The organism is Janthinobacterium algoris (assembly GCF_051380935.1).
Taxonomy (GTDB): Bacteria; Pseudomonadota; Gammaproteobacteria; order Burkholderiales; family Burkholderiaceae_D; genus Janthinobacterium.
In genome coordinates this window covers 86,296-104,669 of the sequence record NZ_JBNYXZ010000013.1, presented here as the reverse complement: position 1 = coordinate 104,669, position 18,374 = coordinate 86,296, and the positions used below count along the sequence as shown (strand labels likewise).

The following is an 18,374-nucleotide window of genomic DNA, read 5'->3' as shown; positions in this document are numbered from 1 at the left end:
TTAATTAAGACGCAAGCTGCGGGGCAACAACGATTTGAAGCGGTTCAAGCGCGGACGCGTCGGCGCGCTCCAGTCGATCGAGCCAAGCACAGGCAACTGCAACAAATCGCTCAAATCGGCTTCGGAACGTACGCGACGGTCCAGCATCTCGGCCAGCAAGGAAAACCCCACGCCCAGCAAGCCGCCCAGAAACAGGGCCAACAACGTGTTCAACATCACTTTCGGACCGGCCGGCCTGATCGGTGCCACGGCAGGGTTGAGCAGGGAGATATCCGACTGCTCCGATTGCCCCTCGATACGGGTTTGCGAGAAGCGTTGCGAGGCGATATCGAAGGCGCGCTGGGCACTTTCCACATCTTTTTGCAAGACGCCCATTTCGTCACGGGTACGGTTCAATTCCAGAACCTTGTCCTTTTGCGCCGCCAGTGCCGCACGCACGGCGCCTTCGCGCTGCTGCAGGATACCGGCATTCTTGCTCACCGAGCTCGACGTCACGCGCGTGCCGTCCGCCAATTCCCGGCGCATGCGCTCGACTTCGGCGTTCAGGCTTTCATATTGTGGATGATTGCGTCCCAGACGCTGCGCCATCTCGGCCAGCTTCGATTCAGCCGTTGCCAAGCTCAACTTCAGATTCTGCACCAACGGGTTCGACGCCACGTCCGGCGACTCGGAACCGGCATTGCCTTCGGCCATGCGCTGACGCGAGGATGCTTCCATCGCCTGTCCTTGTGCGGCCACGAGCTGTGCCGACAGGTCATTCAAGCGATTCGATTCAACGTCAAGACGGTTATCGACACTGACGATGCCATGCTCCTGCTGGTACTTCGACAGGCGGCTTTGCGCCACTTCGAGACTGTCGCGCAGCAGCTTCGTTTGCTCATTGAAATAAACGGCCACTTTTTTCAAGGGGTCGACTTTCAGCTGAATGCTGGTTTTCTGGTATTCATCGGCAAATGCATTCGCAATAACGGCGACAAACTGCGGATCGTTACCCTTGAAACTGATATCGACCACGCTGCTTTCGCGCGACGGTACGATCTCCAGCTTCGCCAGCAGCAGATCCGCCAACCAATCGCGCACGGTGCCCTTGCCTTGCGTGGCTTCATTAAACTGGGCAACGACGGCAGGATTGTCCGCCAGACGCAAATTATCCACGACCTTCAGCGCCACATTCTTGCTGCTGATAATATCAATTTGCGTCGCCATATAACCTGGCAACAACTGCATCGGCAATGCCAAGCCCGTGACGGGATCGACGCCCTTGTAGTTGATCAGGAGGGATGCCGTGCCTTTATACGTCTTGGGCAACAGCAGGCTCACCACCATCGTCGCCCCGACTGTGATAAGCAAAGTGAATAGTAAAATCCGTTTGCGGGCAAGCAAGACGAGCAGAAACTGGTGGAAATTCATGGTCAACTCTCATATTAATAAACAAAGCCAGCCTGGCCATAGCGCCGGAACTACGCAGCTTAGAACAAGCTTTCTTTGACATACACCACGTCATCGATTTGGATGATGTCGTCATGCTTGGCGTCGATTATTTGCATGACACCTGCCGCATCGCGGCGCTTGATGCGTACGCCACGCTCGGTGCCGCGCTGCGTCAATCCACCACCAACGGATAAGGCCTGCAGCACCGTCATCGAGCGTTCCAGGCGGAACGCCCCAGGACGCTGCACTTCGCCATAAATGTAAAACCGTGGCGCCCGTTCGACGTACAGCACATCGTTGCCGGTCAGGTCGAAATCGCGGGCCAGATCGGCGCTGCGCATCATGTCGACGATATCGATGGTTTCCTTAGTGGTGGTGCCGCCGCGCTTGCGGATCAGGCTAACGACGTCACCTCCATCCGTATTCTGGCCGCCTGCCATGGCAAGGATATCGAGCAGGCTGCGCTTGCCTTCAATCGGATACCGGCCCGGGCGATTGACTTGCCCCAGCACGGACACTTGCTGACTTTGCAGGGCAGTGACAATGATATTGACCTGTGCCTTGCGCAGAAAGCCACCGCTCTCCAGCGCCTGCCCCAGTTTCTTTTCCGCAGCCGCAACCGACAGGCCCCCTACGGCAACACTGCCAACCAGCGGAAAGGTAATGCTGCCGGCCTCGCTGACACGTGTCTCCAAACCCAAATCTGGACTGCCATACACGGAAATTTTCAATACATCACCGGCGCCAAGCAACACCTCGGCGGCTCCTGCCACACCAACACTGCAAGCCATCAGTACGGCGGCTGCCCACATCGCAAGTCGTTTCATGATTTGCTCTATCCTTTTAAAAACTTCTGTTAAATCCGAAAGATCCCTGCCTGCTCTTACTTCAGGCCTGCCACGCCGCGCGCATTCACGTCGCTATTGTCGGCCGCCGGCGCCGCTGGCGCCACCACTGGCACTGAAGCGGCAACAGCGGCTGAGGCGGACGCCGAAGCCGATGCCGGCTTGTCCGTCTTGTTCAGATACTCGATCTTGGCGCTGGCGCGTAAACGCTTCAACTCGGCGTCCGCGGCCTCTTTGTTCTTCTTATTGAAAAGGAACTGTTCGATCTGCGGCGCCGCCTGCGCCAGCGTCACGGGGTTGTCCTTGATGTCGGCCAGGGAAATGAGCAGGGTACGATCACCTTCGCGGATGATGAACAACTGGCCTTTTGGCATCCCGGCTAGTTTGCTGCTCAATTCAGGCGCGAGGTCAGCGCTGGTGCGCGACAGTTGCGTACGCCCATATTTGACCTTGTTGGCATCCAGCCATGCCGCAACCTCTTCCAGCGTTTTCGCGTCATCCATCGCCTTCTTCAAGCCATCATTCATGTCGGACGAAGCGATGATCAGTTCACGCATGTCGAACTGCTTGCGCTGGCTAAAGTACTGAGGATTCTTGTTAAAGTAATCTTCCGCTTCCGCCGACGAGGGCTTGTTGATGGCGCCTATGCGTTTTTGCATATAGGCTTGAGCAACGATCAGCGCCTTGGCACGCTCAACGGCTTGCACGACCTTCGGATCACGGTCGATCTTGTCCTTGATCGCCTCGTTCTGCAATAGCTGGCGGTCGATCAACGATTCCAGCAATTGTTTGCTGGCCGCTTCCTGTTGCACTGCAGGAACATTGGCACGCTGTAATTCCTCATTCAGCTGCAGTACTGTAATTTCCTCGCCGTTAACGCTCGCCAATGCCTGACCGGCCTTTTTTTCCTTACCTCCGCAAGCGGACAACCCGGCAGCAGCAAAAAGCACCAGCACAGCGCACAACAATCGGGTGTTGCCGGCTGGCTTGGGCATAGTCAAACGAGAGTTGTGAAAATGATTCAAGATTACTCCTTCGGATTCATTATTAAAAAAACAATTTATTGCAACGCAGCGCGATAGCACAGACATATCGTTTTACCAAAATGACACAAGTCATCAGCAACTAGCAAGCTATGCAAACAATTATTAATATTGTAAATATGATACACAAGATGCAAGCCAATATGGAAACATTTTTGCTTAAAAATCTACTAGGAGGCTTTTAATACAACTATTTCCATTGTCGAGCCAATAAATAAGTTACACAAGAGAAAATACTCTTCAATGTGGATCGGTTCAGAGCGATAGCGCCTGGGCTCGTAATACATCTTGATCACAAGCGGCTGAACTTGGGGGCCGCTAACAGCGGATGACGGCGAGGATGAGGCCGATTCAAGGGGCATGCAGGTCGCAATAAACGTCCGCTCAGCGACAATGATGAGATAGGCTGCCCCCATATGGGCGGCCGTGACACTGGGAGCATGCATTGCCAGTGCACTCTGTCGTTGACGTTTGAACGTATCACCGAGCTACCCTCCACCTGGGTTATACCTGACTGCACACAACGCTACCTGACTGGGCATATTTTATCGCGTATTGACTGAGCGCAAACTAAATCGCACATCATTTTCCACCCGACTGCAATCAATGCGCATTGTCACGCTTCAGCACGACTTTCACGGTCCGCATGATGATCCACAAATCGAGCCACAGTGACCAGTTACGCAGGTAATCGAGGTCAAAATGGATGCGCGCTTCCATCTTGTCCAACGTCTCCGTTTCGCCACGCAAACCGTTGACCTGGGCCCACCCCGTGATGCCGGGCTTGACCTTGTGGCGCAACATGTAGCCCTTGATCAATTTACGGTACTGCTCGTTATGCGCCACCGCATGTGGACGGGGACCGACAATACTCATGCGCCCTTGCAATACATTAATAAATTGCGGCAATTCGTCAAGCGAACTGCGGCGTAAAAAACCACCGATGGGCGTGACGCGCTGGTCGTGCTTGGTGGCTTGCACGACCTTGTCACCATCCTCGCTGACCGTCATCGAACGGAATTTATACACGATAATTTCCTCGCCATACAGGCCGTAGCGGCGCTGACGAAAAATCACGGGCCCCTTCGATGTCATCTTGACGGCGATGGCGATGACCAGCATCACCGGCAACAGCATAATCTGGATCAGCAAGCCCAGTACGATATCGCTCCCACGCTTGACCATGCTGTTAAAACCAGTGAACGGCGACTCGCGAATGGCGATCACCGGCATGCCGCCCACATTGTCGAAGCGCGCCTGCATCAAATCGAAGATATAAATATCCGGCAAGAAATACACGGATGCCGTCGTATCCTGCAGTTCATCGAGCATCTTGCGGATGCGCGGCTGGGCTGAAATTGGTTGGCTGATGAATATCATCTTGATATTATGTTCGCGCACATAGACGGCGATGTCGGCCATTTTGCCCAGCATGGGTTCACGCATCTTCTCCGGCCAGCGGTCATCGGTACGGTCATCAAAGAAGCCCCGCACCTGCATGAACAGGTTGGGATTGCGCTCCACCGTGCTGGCAAATTTTAAACTGGCATCATTGGCACCGATGATCACCACGGAACGCACCTCGCTATCACGCCCCGGATCCGCGACGACACGCCGCGCCGCCAGATGGCTAGCCAGCAGCACGAACGGCGTCAGCAGGAACCAGGCCATGACCAGGTCGTGGCTGTAATGGAACGCCAGGCCCGTGGCGGAGCCCAGAAACACGAGGATCAGCGCGGTGATCGCCCAGCCGACGAAGACATCGCGGGCATAAGCTAGCATGCGGCCGCTGCGCCAGGTCCGGTACGGATCGACATACTGGAATACCGACGAGGAAATAAAAAAAGCCAATATCATCAGTACCAGGGAGTAGCCAGTAAACGGCGTACCCGACAGTACTGACAGCAAATAGAGCGTTCCCATGATGATCACAGGGTCAAGCACGCGCTGGAAAAACGAAATCAGGGGTATATCATTAACCGTCATGATGCTCTTCAGAACTGCGCACTGGCATTGAAGGAAATGCCATTAGCGTGATAACTGCTGGTATTAATAAGCGGCGCACCTCGGCGTGTGTCACGGAAGGCATTCACGCCCAACTGGATATTCGGACGTGGCGCATACGTCAGGCCCACGGTCGCGGTGCGGGTCGTATCGCTGACATCGACGGGCAATGACAGACCACTTACGGCGGAAAAATCGCGCTTCTCGCGCCGCACCTGGGCATCCATCCTGACCTTGGCGGAAATATCCCAGGCCGCTGCCAGGCTGGCGCCGTTATTCAAGCTGCTGGTAATCAATGAATTTTCCACGGCGGCAAACTCATGCCACAGGCTGCCAGTAAACCGTACTTTTCCCAGCGGCGCCCAATACACGATCACGCGTCCGTTGGCGCCACTGGAATCGCGTCCGCTGAACAGCTGGTTTTTGCGCTTCACCCAGCCGCCGAGCAACTGCACTTGCGTAATGCCGCTAACACGCCAATAGATATTGGCCTTGACCTCATCCTGCTCATACCCTTGTTCCACACCAAAGGCGGCCAGGCTGGCCCGGTTAGGATACGTGCCTTTCAGATGGCGCAACTGCACCCCGATGCGGCTCTCGCTGGCCGGCAGGTAATCAAGGCCGAGCTCGTATGCATCTTCCTGGCGCTCCGAAAATTTCTGCGCGATGGCATCATAGGTGTATTTGTCGCGCGAAAAACCGCCGCGCACGCGCCAGCTGGGATGAAAGCGCCAGCCGCCATTGACATATTCACGGCGTGTCGTACGCAAGTTGCGCTCCGTGCTTTGCAAGTCGCTGAACGGTGTCAGGGTCTGCGAATAACTGCCGCCCACATGGCCTTCGAGATGATTGGCAATATGCCATTCCAGGTCGGCCAGGTAGTCTTTGCCCGTATAGTCGAGCTGATCAAAGTGATCGAAATAGACGCGCGACCACTTTACCTGGCCCGTCAACAGTTGCCGCCCGATCGGCCGCCTGATCAGAAATCCCGCTTGCACCTGGCGCGAAGTATCGGAACGCGTACCGTCGAAACCGGCAGCACTGTCGTCCAGCCGGAACAAATTATTATCATATGAATAAGTTGTCGCAATGAAGGGGGAAATCGTGTCGCTGATCGCCGCCCAGACCGGTACGCTGCAGGTCACGCCACCAAGCAGCATCAGCGACGCAGGCAAGATGCTTGCCATGGCCAAGGCCAATCGCTTGCGTTGCATTCTAGGTTGCCCGGCAGAGGCTGGGCTATGAGGCAAGGAATTCAACATGGGTATTGTCTTTGAAAGAGCAAACAGTTAGTTGGCAATATTACCAGTAAGTCCAGTATCCACCAGAAATAATCCAGAGACCTAGTACGCCATTCGTCACGCCGTGCGCAAGAATAGGCGACCACAGCGATTGGCTACGCATGTACAGCAGGCTATACGCGGCGCCAGCAACGATGCCAGCCAGCCATAAATTGTGTTCAAAACCAAACAGTACCACGCTGACAACAATTGCCTTGGCGCTGGCCAGGCGTGGCTGAAATTTCAGGAAATCAGGGGCGTCGATCCAACGCAACAGGAAGGAGCGCCAAAACAGCTCTTCCATCACGGGCACCACCAGGGCCGCACCAGCGATGCGCAGCACCACCAGACTCCATTCGATCTGACCATCATTGCGCGGATCAAAGCCCTCGGCACTGCCGATCATCATCCAGCCTGCATCAAGGTTAATCCACAACAGAAAAACAACAAGCCCGGTGGCCAACGCCACGGCCATAGCGCGCGCGCCCAGCGGCGTCCACCGTAATTCCGTGTAACTGCGGCGCCAGTACAACAACATGCCCAGTACGACGCCGATCTTGACAGCGTACAGCCAGCGCAAATCCTGCGCGGCAACGCCCAGGCGACCGAGCATGTCGGCGATGAAGATGAAGGAGAGGTAGGCCAGGAATGGCGCTACCCGTGGCAAGGCGGCGCGGTCAAACATGTTGATGCGCACCGGAGGTGGAACCACGCGCCGGACGCCGTGGTCCGGAACGCGTGTTTTTCATGACAAACATGCATCCTCCGATGTAATAAATATAATTATATAATTATATCAAGCGGAACTGTTGCCGTGGCAAATATTCTAACTTAATTACAACAGGGTAGGCAAAAAGCATCAACCGTTGGCGCGTGCCTCGATCTGTTCCCACTTTTCCAGCGCTTCCAGCAGTTTGCCTTCGATCTCGGCCACGCGCGCGTTCAGGCGCTTGCCTTCGGCCGGCGTCTTCTTGTAAAAGTCCGGGTGCGACAGTTCGGCGGCCAGCACCGATTGCTCATCTTCCAGCTTGGCGATCAGTTTAGGCAACTCTTCCAGCTCGCGCTGTTCCTTGTAACTGAGCTTTTTCTGCTTGGCGACCGGTGCGGCAGCATCGACCTTCACCACCGGCTTGCTGGCTGGCGCCGTGGCGATCGGCAAGGTGCGCACGCGCTCCCAGTCCGTGTAACCGCCGACGAATTCGCGCCACTTGCCCTCGCCTTCGGCGACGATCACTTGCGTGACCACGTTGTCGAGGAAGGTGCGGTCATGGCTGACGAGGAAGACGGTGCCGGTGTATTCTTCCAGCAACTCTTCCAGCAATTCCAGGGTATCGATATCCAGGTCATTGGTCGGCTCATCGAGCACCAGCACGTTGGCCGGCTTGGCGAACAGGCGCGCCAGCAGCAAACGGTTACGCTCGCCACCGGACAGCGACTTGACGGGCGAACGGGCACGTTCCGGCGCGAACAGGAAGTCGTTCAGGTAAGTCATCACGTGGCGACGCTGGCCATTGATCTCAACCCAGTCGCTGCCTGGCGCGATGGTTTCCATCAGGTTTGCCTCTTCGTTCAGCTGCGTGCGCATCTGGTCGAAATACGCCACTTGCAGCTTGGTGCCCAGGCGGATGGTGCCCGTGTCCGACTCTTCCTGGCCCAGGATCATCTTCAGCAAGGTGGTCTTGCCGGCGCCGTTGGCGCCGATCAGGCCGACCTTGTCGCCGCGCAAGATGGTAGCGCTGAAATCCTTGACGATGACTTTGTCGCCATAAATCTTCGAGACGTTTTCCAGATCCGCCACGATCTTGCCCGAGCGTTCGCCGGCCGATACGTCCAGCTTGACTTGTCCCTGCTGGTCGCGGCGCGCATTGCGCGTCAGGCGCAGCGCTTCCAGGCGGCGCACGCGGCCTTCGTCGCGCACGCGGCGCGCCTTGACGCCCTTGCGTATCCACACTTCTTCCTGCGCCAGGAACTTGTCGAACTTGGCGTTCTCCACTTCTTCGATTTCCAGCTGCTCCGCCTTGCGGGTCTGGTAAGCCGTGAAGTTGCCCGGATACGACAGCAAGCGGCCGCGGTCGAGCTCGATGATGCGCGTGGCAACGTTGTCGAGGAAGGATCGGTCATGGGTAATGAACAGCACACTACCCTTGAAGTCGCGCAACAAGCCTTCCAGCCACAGGATGGAGCTGAAGTCCAAATGGTTGGTGGGCTCATCGAGCAGCAACACGTCGGGTGCCGACACCAGCGCGCGCGCCAGGGCCACGCGCTTTTGCATCCCGCCCGACAGGGTTTTCATCAGCATGTCGCCCGTCAAATTCAAACGGTCGAGCACGGTTTCCACCTTGTTTGGCAAGCTCCACGCATCGGCCGCATCGAGTTTTACCTGGATATCGTGCATGCGCTCCATCAATTCGTCGTCATTACCCTGGCCAAACTGGCCCGTCAACGCATCGTATTCCTTCAGCCATGCCTGCGATTCGCCCATGCCGGAGGCGACGGCGTCGAACACGGACATGTCCGGATCAAATTGTGGCTCCTGCTCCACATAGGCGATCTTGATGCCTTGTTGCATCACCAGCAAGCCGTCATCGAGCTTGAACTTGCCCGAAATAACCTTCAACAGCGAAGATTTTCCCGTGCCGTTGCGGCCGATCAGGCCGACCCGCTCCGTGGTTTCCAGTGAAAATTCCGCGTGATCGAGCAGCGCGACGTGACCGAACGCAAGTTGCGCCGATGAAAGAGAAATGACAGCCATAATGAGTAAGAGTGCTCGGGCGCCGTCTCGCGCACACCGCGTGGTGTGCAAAACAGCCGCCGATTAGATGAATGAAGCACGCATTGTACCGATAACTTGGACTTCAATCGCCATCGACCAGTAATTACCGCCTGGATTATCACAGGCTGCCGACGCGCGTTGCGTGGAAACGTGGTGTCGCCAGCAGGAATCGAACCTGCATTTAAGTCTTAGGAGGACCTTGTACTATCCATTGTACGATGGCGACACGCGCAGCGGCATTATACAGGGAAGCGCTTGTCATTAACAGCGTGACAAGCGAGCAGTGCCCCGTCAGACAACGCGTGCCGCCACCCTGCCGCGCTGGCGCACCAGCAACACAAGCAATCCTGCCAGAACCAGTCCATAGGTGGCAGGTTCCGGCACGGCGCTGATGGAAAATACCTGGATGGCACCGAAAACTACGTCATTCCCATGCCAGACGGACCCGTCGAGCAGGCTGACGCCGGTCGATGGCTGGCCCAGATAATTATAGGTATAGAGAAAGGAACTGCCGCCATGCGTAAGGTCTTGCGGCACATACAAATCGTGCCCGTAACCAAAAGTGGGGCCGTAATTGGCCTGATTGTAGGTCTGGTCCTTGCCGATACCGTCGCCGTTAAAATACTGCTTCAATTGCGGCAGCATGAAGTCTGACGTCAAATTGAACAAAAAGGCGGTACGCTGGCTGTCGTCCATGGTGACATGCGTGCCATCGGTGGAACTCCAGCTTTGTGGATTGTAGCCGCCCACCAGCCACGTCTTGCCCGATGAATTCGTGGCCTCCATGACGGAAAAAGTGCGCCCCTTGCCATCGGATGCCTTGTGAAAATCGAGCGAGGTGTCACCCGTTGCCTTGCTGTAAATGTTCGTCAGCGCCAGATGGCCTTCACCGAGCCAAGTTTCCAACCGCGCCTGATAGCCGGGGGAGAGTAGCGACATACCAGGCCCCGCCTGCGCACCCAGGCAAAAAACCATACCAGCCACCGCCACCACCACACCTCTTGCCGTTCTGAAATTATTGAGCATCCTCTACCTCGACTGTCAGTATTTAAAACCGGCGTATTTTCCGGTTGCCAAATATAACACGATAGATAATGTTTTAATATTTATTATTTAGATGCTAATACACAATATTTCATAGCAGAAATTCAGCCGGGCAGCACCGCCGTCACCTCGATCTCGACCCTCGCCCTATCCTCGATCAGCCCCGCCACTTGCACAGCGGTCATGGATGGAAAATGCTTGCCGATGATTTCCCTGTAAGCAACGCCGATTTGTGGATATGCCGCCACATATTCCTTCTTATCCAGTACATACCAGTTCATGCGCACGATGTGCTCGGGCAAGGCGTCCGCCTCGGCCAGCACGGCGACGATATTTTGCAGCGCCTGCCGCACCTGCCCCGCGAAGTCGTCCGTATGGAACTGGCCCTGTGCATCCCAGCCTATCATGCCGCTGACGTACACCGTGCGTCCGCTGGCGGCCACGCCGTTCGCATAGCCGCGCGGCCTGGCCCATCCTGGTGGTTGTAAAACTTGCATATTGCTTTCCTGGTTATTCATTCGTGTTTCGCCTCGCGCAGCAGTTCGCGCGCGATGATCAATTGCTGCACCTCGCTGGCGCCCTCGTAGATGCGCAAGGCGCGAATTTCACGATACAGGCGCTCGACGGGGTGCCCACTGACCACGCCCATGCCGCCGAACAGTTGCACGGCCGCGTCGATAACCTGCTGCGCCGTCTCGGTGGCCGTCAGCTTGGCCATGGCCGCTTCCTTCGTCACCTTGCGGCCTTGGTCGCGCTGCCAGGCGGCGCGGTAGGTGAGCAGCGCGGCGGCGTCGATGCCGGTGGCCATCTGCGCCAGCTTGGCCTGCGTCAGCTGGAAGTCCGCCAACGTCTGGCCGAACATCTGGCGCGCCGTGGCGTGGCGCAGCGCTTCATCGAAGGCGCGCCGCGCAAACCCCAGCGCGGCGGCGGCCACCGACGTGCGGAACACGTCCAGTGTCGCCATCGCCACCTTGAAGCCCTGCCCCGCCTCGCCCAGGCGCTGCGACACGGGCACGCGGCAATTGGCAAAACGCAGGCGCGCCAGCGGATGCGGCGCGATGACGGCAATGCGCTCGGCGATTTCCAGGCCAGGATTGTCGGCATCGACGATGAAGGCGCTGATGCCGCGCGCGCCAGGCGCCTCGCCCGTGCGGGCGAACACTACGTAAAAGTCGGCGATGCCGCCGTTCGAGATCCACGTCTTTTCGCCGTCGAGCACATATTCGTCGCCGTCGCGGCGCGCCGCGCACTGCATGGCCGCCACGTCGGAGCCGGCCTGCGGTTCGGACAGGGCAAAGGCGGCGATGCGCTTGCCGCTGGCCACGTCGGGCAAATAACGCGCCTTGTTCTGCGCGCTGCCGAACAGGCCGATGGCACCGGAACCGAGTCCCTGCATGGCAAAGGCGAAATCGGCCAGGCCGTTGTGCCGGGCCAGGGTTTCACGCATCAGGCAAATGGCGCGCGTGTCGATCTTGCCATCGATGCCGGTAGCATGCGCGAGCCAGCCGCCCTTCCCCAGTTGCGCCACCAGCGCGCGGCAAGCCGCATCGACGTCGGCGCCATGGGCGCCATCCAGGTGCTGCGCCGCCCAGGCATCGAGGTCCCGCTCAAGTTCGGCATGGCGCGCTTCGAAAAACGGCCAGTCCAGGTAAGTCGTGTCGCGTGTATTTTTCATCTTAATCGCCCTCGAACTGGGGTTTTTCCTTCGCCACGAAGGCGTGATAGGCTCTGTGAAAATCGTTGGTGGCCATGCAGATGGCTTGCGCCTGCGCTTCCGCCTCGATGGCTTCGTCGACGCCCATGTTCCACTCCTGTTGCAGCATTTTTTTCGTCATGCCGTGCGCGAAGGTGGGGCCGCTGGCCAGGCCGGCGGCGAACAGCTGCGCCGCCTGCGCCAGTTCTTCCGGCTCGACCAGGCGGTTGAGCCAGCCCCATCGTTCAGCCTCCGTCCCCGGCAAGCAGCGCCCCGAGTACAGCAGTTCGGCGGCACGACCCTGGCCGATCACGCGCGGCAGCAAGGCGCAGGCGCCCATATCGCAGCCGGCCAGGCCCACGCGGGTAAACAGGAAGGCCGTCTTGCTGCGCGCCGTGCCGATGCGGATATCGGAAGCCAGCGCCAGCATGGCGCCGGCGCCCGCGCAAATGCCGTCGATGGCGGCGATGATGGGTTGCGGGCAGGCGCGCATGGCCTTCACCACGTCGCCCGTCATGCGGGTAAACGCCAGCAAGCCTGGCATGTCGAGCTTCGTCAGGGGGCCGATGATGTCGTGCACGTCGCCGCCGGAGCAGAAATTATCGCCGCTGCCCGTGATCACCACGGCCTTGACGTCGTCCGCATGCGCCAGCGCGCGAAACAACTCGCGCAGCTCCGCGTACGAATCGAAGGTGAGCGGATTCTTGCGCTCGGGCCGGTGCAAGGTCAAGGTGGCGACGCCGCTTTCGACGGAAAACAGAAAATGCCGCGCGGCGTAATGGCCCAAGCTGGCGCGGTTGCCAGGCAGGTCTTGCGGCTGGCCGGGTAGATGGCGCATGCTCAATCCTTAAGGGTAGTGTTATTCAACTGCTGCTTCATCTGCGACAGCAGGTCGATCAATCGGGTTTTGTCATCCGGCGTCACGCCGTGCAGCAGTTCGGCGATCCAGCCTTCGTGCACGCGCGCCATCTCGTCGAACGCGCGCCGGCCCGCTGGCGTCAGCTTGACGCTGTACGAGCGGCGATCCTTCGGATCGACCACGCGCGCCACCAGTTTTTCCTGCTCCAGCTGGTCGGTGATGCCCGTGATATTGCCGCCCGTGACCATCATGCGCTTGGACAGTTCACCCATGCGCAAGCCATCGGGAAAGCGCTCGAGCTGCGCCATCAAGTCGAAGCGAGGCAAGGTGATGCCGAAGGTGGCGCGCAAGCGCGTGCGCACCTCGTTTTCAATCTTCACCGTGCACGAGAGCATGCGCAGCCACAGCTTGAGCGACTGGTGGTGATCCTGCGTCAGCCGGCTGGCCAGGTCGAGCACAGGTTGTTCTTGCGCGTCAGCGCTTTCTTTATCCATGATCTTCATTCAGTTACATGACTTCACCGCCGGCGACGGCAATTGATTGTCCATTCATGGCGGCCGACGCGGGCAGGCATAGCCAGGCCACCGCATCGGCCACTTCCTGCGGCTGCACCAGCCGCTGCTGCGGGTTGCTAGCCGCCAGTTCCGCGCGCGCCGCGTCTTCGCCGCGCCCCGTCTTGCGCACGATGTTCTGCACGGCCTGCGCCACCATTTCCGTTTCCGTGTAGCCGGGGCAAACGGCGTTGACGGTGACGCCGCGCGGCGCCACTTCCAGCGCCAGTGCGCGCGTCAGGCCGATCACGCCATGCTTGGCGGCGACATAGGCGCTGACGTAACGATAACCTTTCAAGCCCGCCGTCGACGCCACGTTGACGATGCGGCCCCAGCCCGCTTCGAGCATGCCGGGCATGGCGGCCTGACAGCAGTGGAACACGCCTGTCAGGTTCACGGCCAGCATCTGCTGCCAGATGGCGGCGTCCGTCTTGCCGAACGGCGCCGCATGCGCCTGGCCCGCGTTACTGATCAATATATCGATGCGGCCGAAATGCGCGGCCGCCTGCGCGAAGCCCGCCTGCACGGACGCTTCCACGCTCACGTCGAGCACGCAGATGGCCACCCTGCCCGCGTGGCCCGCCTCTTCCAGTTGCATGTGCGCGCGCGCCAGCCGCGCGCCATCGCGCCCGGCCAGGGTGACCCTGGCGCCCGCGTCCAGCAAGGCACCCGCGCAAGCCAGGCCGATGCCGCTGCCGGCGCCCGTCACCAGTGCGTGCTTGCCGGCCAATGCGCCATCCAGTTGTTCCTTGTTCATGTCATCCTTCCAGCAGCCGCGCGGCCACCTGTTGCGGGGTGAGGCCCGTATTGGCGGCGGCCAGTTGGCGCTCGCGCTGCAGATTGCGTTCCAGTTGCTGCTGGCCCGGACGGTACTGTTTCGGCCAGGTTGCGCCTGCCCCGGAGCCGCTGTAGCCGATGCGCGCCGTCTCCGTCAGGGTCCAGGCCGGGTTGGCCAGGTGCGGGCGGCCCACGGCGCACAGGTCGGCACGCCCCGCAGCGATGATGCTGTTGGCGTGGTCGGCCTCGAAAATCGAGCCGACGGCCATGCTGGCGATGCCCGCCTCGTTGCGCACGCGGTCGGCAAACGGCGCCTGGAACATGCGCCCATACACGGGCTGTTCGAGCTTGCTGACCTGGCCCGAGGAACAGTCGATCAGGTCGGCGCCCGCCTGCTTGAACAGGCGCGCGATGATAACCGCATCGTCGGGCGTGATGCCGCCCTCGACCCAGTCGTGGGCCGAGATGCGCACGCTCATGGGTTTATCTTGCGGCCAGGCGGCGCGCATGGCGCGGAACACGCGCAGCGGATAGCGGCAGCGGTTTTCCAGCTTGCCGCCATACTCGTCCGTGCGGCGGTTGGTCAGCGGCGAGATAAAACTCGACAGCAAATAACCATGCGCGCAATGCAGTTCCAGCCAGTCGAAACCGGCAACGGCCGCTGCCAAGGTGGCGCGCACGAAGTCCTGTTCGATGCACGCCAGGTCGACCTCCGTGGCCGCGCGCGCCGTTTGCGACACGCCGGCCAGGTATTGCTGTTCCGAGGCCGAGATCAACGGCCAGTTGCCCTCCCTGAGCGGCAGGTCGATGCCATCCCACATGGGCCGCGTCGAACCTTTCGCCCCTGCGTGGCCCAGTTGCAGGGCGATTTTCGCGTCGCTGTTGGCATGCACGAAATCGACGATGCGCCGCCAGGCCTGCGTGTGTGCTTCGCTATACATGCCGGGACAGGCGGGCGTGATGCGCGCGTCGGCCGACACGCACGTCATCTCGGCAAACACGAGACCCGCACCGCCCACGGCGCGCGCGCCCAGGTGCATCAGATGGTAATCGCCCGCCACGCCATCGACGGCGCTGTACTGCGCCATCGGGGAGACGGCGATGCGGTTTTTCAGCAGCACGCCGCGCAGCCGGAAGGGCGTGAGCATGGGCGGCAAGGCCGCTTGCGGCAAAGGTTCTTGCGGAAACACAACGCCAGCCTGCTCGCCCGCGCGCCGCGCCAGCCATAGTTCATAGTTTGCCACGTACGCGGGATCGCGCAGGCGCAGGTTTTCATGCGAAATGCGCTGGCTGCGCGTGAGCATGGAATAGGCGAACTGCGGCGCTTCCATGGCGCTGTAGCGCTCGACGTTTTCAAACCACTCCATGGAATTGCGCGCCGCGCTCTGGATTTTCAGCACCTCGATGGCGCGCAGCTGCTGGTAGGCGGCCAGCGCCGCAGCCGTCTCGGCATGCTGGCCAAAGCAGCGCGCCAGCTCGATGGCGTCTTCCAGCGCCAGCTTGGTGCCGGAACCGATCGAGTAATGCGCCGTGTGGGCAGCATCGCCCATCAGCACGACGGGCACGCCATTCTGCCGGTGCACCCATTGCCGGCAGACGATGCGCGGGAAGGTGATCCACTGCGCCGAGCCACGCAAGTGCGGCGAATTGCTCAGTAAACCTTGGCCATCGAGTTCCTCGGCGAACAGCGCTTCGCAAAAGGCGATGCCCTCTTCCTGGCTCATGGCATCTAACCCCGCCGCACGCCACACGTGTTCCGGCGTTTCGACGATGAAGGTCGAGGTATCGCCGTCATATTGATAGATATGCGCCTGGAACCAGCCGTATGGCGTCTGGCGGAAGGCAAACGTGAAGGCCTCGAATTTCTTGCGCGTGCCCAGCCAGACGAAGCGACAATGACGCTGGTCGATCTCGGGCTGATAGCTGGCCGCATAGCGCGTGCGGATACGGCTGTTCAAGCCATCGCTGGCGATCACCAGGTCGGCACCGTACTGGCGCGCGATGGCTTGGTCGTCCTGCACTTCCGTCTCGAACACCAGCTGCACGCCAAGTTCCTCGCAGCGCGCTTGCAGGATATTGAGCAGGCGCTTGCGGCCGATGCCGCAAAAACCATGGCCGCCAGAACGCACGGTCTCACCCTTGAAGTGGATCTCAATATCGTCCCAGTGGTTGAACGCTTGCAGGATGGTGCGCGCCGTCGGCTCGTCCGCATTCGCCAGGTTGCCCAGGGTCTGGTCGGAAAACACCACGCCCCAGCCAAACGTGTCGTACGGGCGGTTGCGCTCGATGACGGTGATGCGGTGGTCGGGATTCTGCTTTTTCATGAGCAGGCTGAAATACAGGCCGGCGGGGCCGCCGCCGATGCAGACAATATTCATGGGGTGTCCGTGCGAAGTTTGAAGCGCTGCAGCTTGCCCGTTTCCGTGCGCGGCAGGGAAGGCAGGAAGCGGATGGCGCGCGGGTATTTATACGGGGCGATCTGCTGGCGCACGAAGTCCTGCAATTCGGCTGCCAGCAAGTCGCTGGCCTGAAAACCCTCCTTCAGCACCACGTGCGCCTCGACGATCTGGCCACGTTCGGCATCGGCGCGCCCGACCACGCCACATTCGGCCACGCCCGGGTGGCGCAGCAGCGCCTCTTCCACCTCCGGGCCGGCGATGTTGTAGCCGGCCGAGACGATCATGTCGTCGCTGCGCGAGCGGTAATAGAAATAGCCGTCGCCGTCCATTTCGAAGGTGTCGCCCGTCAGGTTCCAGCCGTTCTGCACATACTCGCGCTGGCGCGGGTCGGACAGGTAGCGGCAACCGGTGGGACCTTTCACGGCCAGGCGGCCCGTCACGCCGGGCGGCTGCGGCACGCCAGCATCGTCGACGATGCACGCCTGGTAGCCGGGGATGGCCTTGCCGATGGCGCCGCGGCGTAGGCCCTCGCCCGTGGCGGAAATGAAGATGTGCAGCATCTCGGTGGCGCCGATACCGTCCGTCATGGCCAGACCCGTCGCCGCCTGCCAGGCATCGCGCGTGGCCAACGGCAGCGCCTCGCCGGCCGAGACGCACAAACGCAGGCTGCGCAGGTCGTGCTGCGCGGCCAGCGGCGCCATCTGGCGGTAAAAAGTCGGTGCAGTGAAGCAGATGGTGGCCTGGTATGCACCGATGGCGCGCAGCAGGGCCTCGGGCGTGAGTTTTTCCAGCAGCACGGTGGCCGCGCCAAAGCGCAGGGGGAATAGCAGCAAGCCACCCAAGCCGAAGGTAAACGCCAGCGGCGGCGTACCGATGAAGATATCGTCAGCGCGCACCTGCAGCATGGAGCGGGGAAAGCAGTCGCAAATGGCCAGCAGGTCGCGGTGCATATGCATGGTGCCCTTGGGCACGCCCGTCGTGCCAGAGGTAAAGCTGATCAGGCAGACGTCGTCGGCCGCCGTGTCGCATGCGGAAAATGGCGCATCGTGGGCAACCATGCGCTGTTCCAGTTCGGCGCCATCGTCGCCAAAACACAGCATGGGCGGCAAGTCTGGCATACCATCGAGTTCTCCACGCAAACCCTGCGCGCACAGCACGGCGTTCACTTGCGCTTTGGCGAGGATGGCGGACAGTTCGCGCGCACGCAGCAGCGGCATGGTGGGCACGGCGATGCAGCCGACCTTCAGCACGGCCAGCAGGCAGGCAGCCATCATGGGGGTATTCGCGCCGCGCAGCAGCACGCGGTTGCCGGAAATCAGGCGCAGATCAGCCTGCAGCACGTGGGCGATGCGGTCAACTTGCCGCGCCAGCTGTGCGTAAGTCCAGCGCTGGCCGTCGGCAAGGATGGCGGTGCGCTCGCCGCCACCGCTGGCGACGGCGGCATCGAGCAGCACGGCGACGCAATTGAGACGCGGCGGATACTGCAGCTCGGGCAAGTCCAGGCACAGCTGCGGCCAGAGTGCGCGCGGCGGCAAATGCGTGCGCGCAAAATCGTCCTCGGGAGATGCGGTGCTAGGCGAAGGGTCGCTGCTCATGCTCATCCTGGCTGGTGACGGGCGTGTGCACAAGGCCCGGAAGCAGATACTTTAAACCTAAAGTATTTTTCCAGCAAGCG

15 protein-coding genes and 1 tRNA gene are annotated in these 18,374 nt (G+C 60.0%); all 16 read right to left on the bottom strand.

Going from position 1 to position 18,374, the window contains the following annotated elements:
* The 16 genes from epsF to ACQ4W7_RS19330 all read right to left on the bottom strand — a co-directional run bounded on the left by epsF (position 1) and on the right by ACQ4W7_RS19330 (position 18,294).
* On the bottom strand, positions 1–1,410 hold the full coding sequence (gene epsF / locus ACQ4W7_RS19405; RefSeq protein WP_426072784.1) for a chain length determinant protein EpsF: 1,410 nt from the start codon (positions 1,408–1,410) through the stop codon (positions 1–3).
* Positions 1,411–1,469: 59 nt separating this feature from the next.
* Positions 1,470–2,258 carry a polysaccharide export protein EpsE gene (epsE, locus tag ACQ4W7_RS19400; protein ID WP_426072783.1) on the bottom strand — a complete coding sequence of 263 codons (789 nt, stop codon included), beginning with the start codon at positions 2,256–2,258 and terminating at the stop codon, positions 1,470–1,472.
* Positions 2,259–2,314: 56 nt separating this feature from the next.
* The gene (locus ACQ4W7_RS19395) at positions 2,315–3,301 is read right to left on the bottom strand and encodes an EpsD family peptidyl-prolyl cis-trans isomerase (RefSeq protein ID WP_426072782.1); all 987 of its coding nucleotides are present in this window, start codon (positions 3,299–3,301) and stop codon (positions 2,315–2,317) included.
* Between the two features lie 621 nt (positions 3,302–3,922).
* Complete coding sequence (locus ACQ4W7_RS19390) at positions 3,923–5,305, bottom strand: undecaprenyl-phosphate glucose phosphotransferase (RefSeq protein WP_426072781.1); 1,383 nt, start codon at positions 5,303–5,305, stop codon at positions 3,923–3,925.
* 8 nt (positions 5,306–5,313) lie between these two features.
* Positions 5,314–6,510 carry an XrtB/PEP-CTERM-associated polysaccharide biosynthesis outer membrane protein EpsL gene (epsL, locus tag ACQ4W7_RS19385; protein WP_426072780.1) on the bottom strand — a complete coding sequence of 399 codons (1,197 nt, stop codon included), beginning with the start codon at positions 6,508–6,510 and terminating at the stop codon, positions 5,314–5,316.
* Positions 6,511–6,625: 115 nt separating this feature from the next.
* A complete protein-coding gene (locus tag ACQ4W7_RS19380; RefSeq protein WP_426072779.1) occupies positions 6,626–7,315 on the bottom strand; it encodes a CAAX prenyl protease-related protein in 690 nt (229 codons plus the stop codon).
* 147 nt (positions 7,316–7,462) lie between these two features.
* Positions 7,463–9,355, bottom strand: a complete 1,893-nt coding sequence (locus ACQ4W7_RS19375) for an ATP-binding cassette domain-containing protein (RefSeq protein WP_436532586.1) — start codon at positions 9,353–9,355, stop codon at positions 7,463–7,465.
* 172 nt (positions 9,356–9,527) lie between these two features.
* Positions 9,528–9,602 (bottom strand) — tRNA-Arg (locus tag ACQ4W7_RS19370).
* A gap of 65 nt (positions 9,603–9,667) precedes the next feature.
* Positions 9,668–10,402, bottom strand: coding sequence for a PEP_CTERM-anchored TLD domain-containing protein (locus ACQ4W7_RS19365; RefSeq protein WP_436532584.1), 735 nt, complete (start codon positions 10,400–10,402; stop codon positions 9,668–9,670).
* A 122-nt stretch (positions 10,403–10,524) separates the two neighbouring features.
* Positions 10,525–10,917: a RidA family protein gene (locus ACQ4W7_RS19360; protein ID WP_426072776.1), complete on the bottom strand. Its 393-nt coding sequence runs from the start codon at positions 10,915–10,917 to the stop codon at positions 10,525–10,527.
* A 17-nt stretch (positions 10,918–10,934) separates the two neighbouring features.
* The gene (locus tag ACQ4W7_RS19355) at positions 10,935–12,095 is read right to left on the bottom strand and encodes an acyl-CoA dehydrogenase family protein (RefSeq protein ID WP_436532582.1); all 1,161 of its coding nucleotides are present in this window, start codon (positions 12,093–12,095) and stop codon (positions 10,935–10,937) included.
* Position 12,096: 1 nt separating this feature from the next.
* A complete protein-coding gene (locus ACQ4W7_RS19350) occupies positions 12,097–12,951 on the bottom strand; it encodes an enoyl-CoA hydratase family protein (protein WP_436532580.1) in 855 nt (284 codons plus the stop codon).
* Between the two features lie 2 nt (positions 12,952–12,953).
* The gene (locus ACQ4W7_RS19345) at positions 12,954–13,466 is read right to left on the bottom strand and encodes a MarR family winged helix-turn-helix transcriptional regulator (protein WP_436532578.1); all 513 of its coding nucleotides are present in this window, start codon (positions 13,464–13,466) and stop codon (positions 12,954–12,956) included.
* 13 nt (positions 13,467–13,479) lie between these two features.
* On the bottom strand, positions 13,480–14,280 hold the full coding sequence (locus tag ACQ4W7_RS19340) for an SDR family NAD(P)-dependent oxidoreductase (protein WP_426072772.1): 801 nt from the start codon (positions 14,278–14,280) through the stop codon (positions 13,480–13,482).
* 1 nt (position 14,281) lies between these two features.
* Positions 14,282–16,678, bottom strand: a complete 2,397-nt coding sequence (locus ACQ4W7_RS19335; protein ID WP_436532575.1) for a bifunctional salicylyl-CoA 5-hydroxylase/oxidoreductase — start codon at positions 16,676–16,678, stop codon at positions 14,282–14,284.
* Positions 16,675–18,294, bottom strand: coding sequence for an AMP-binding protein (locus tag ACQ4W7_RS19330; protein ID WP_436532573.1), 1,620 nt, complete (start codon positions 18,292–18,294; stop codon positions 16,675–16,677). Before ACQ4W7_RS19330 ends, ACQ4W7_RS19335 begins: the two co-directional genes overlap by 4 nt.
* Positions 18,295–18,374 lie beyond the last annotated feature (80 nt).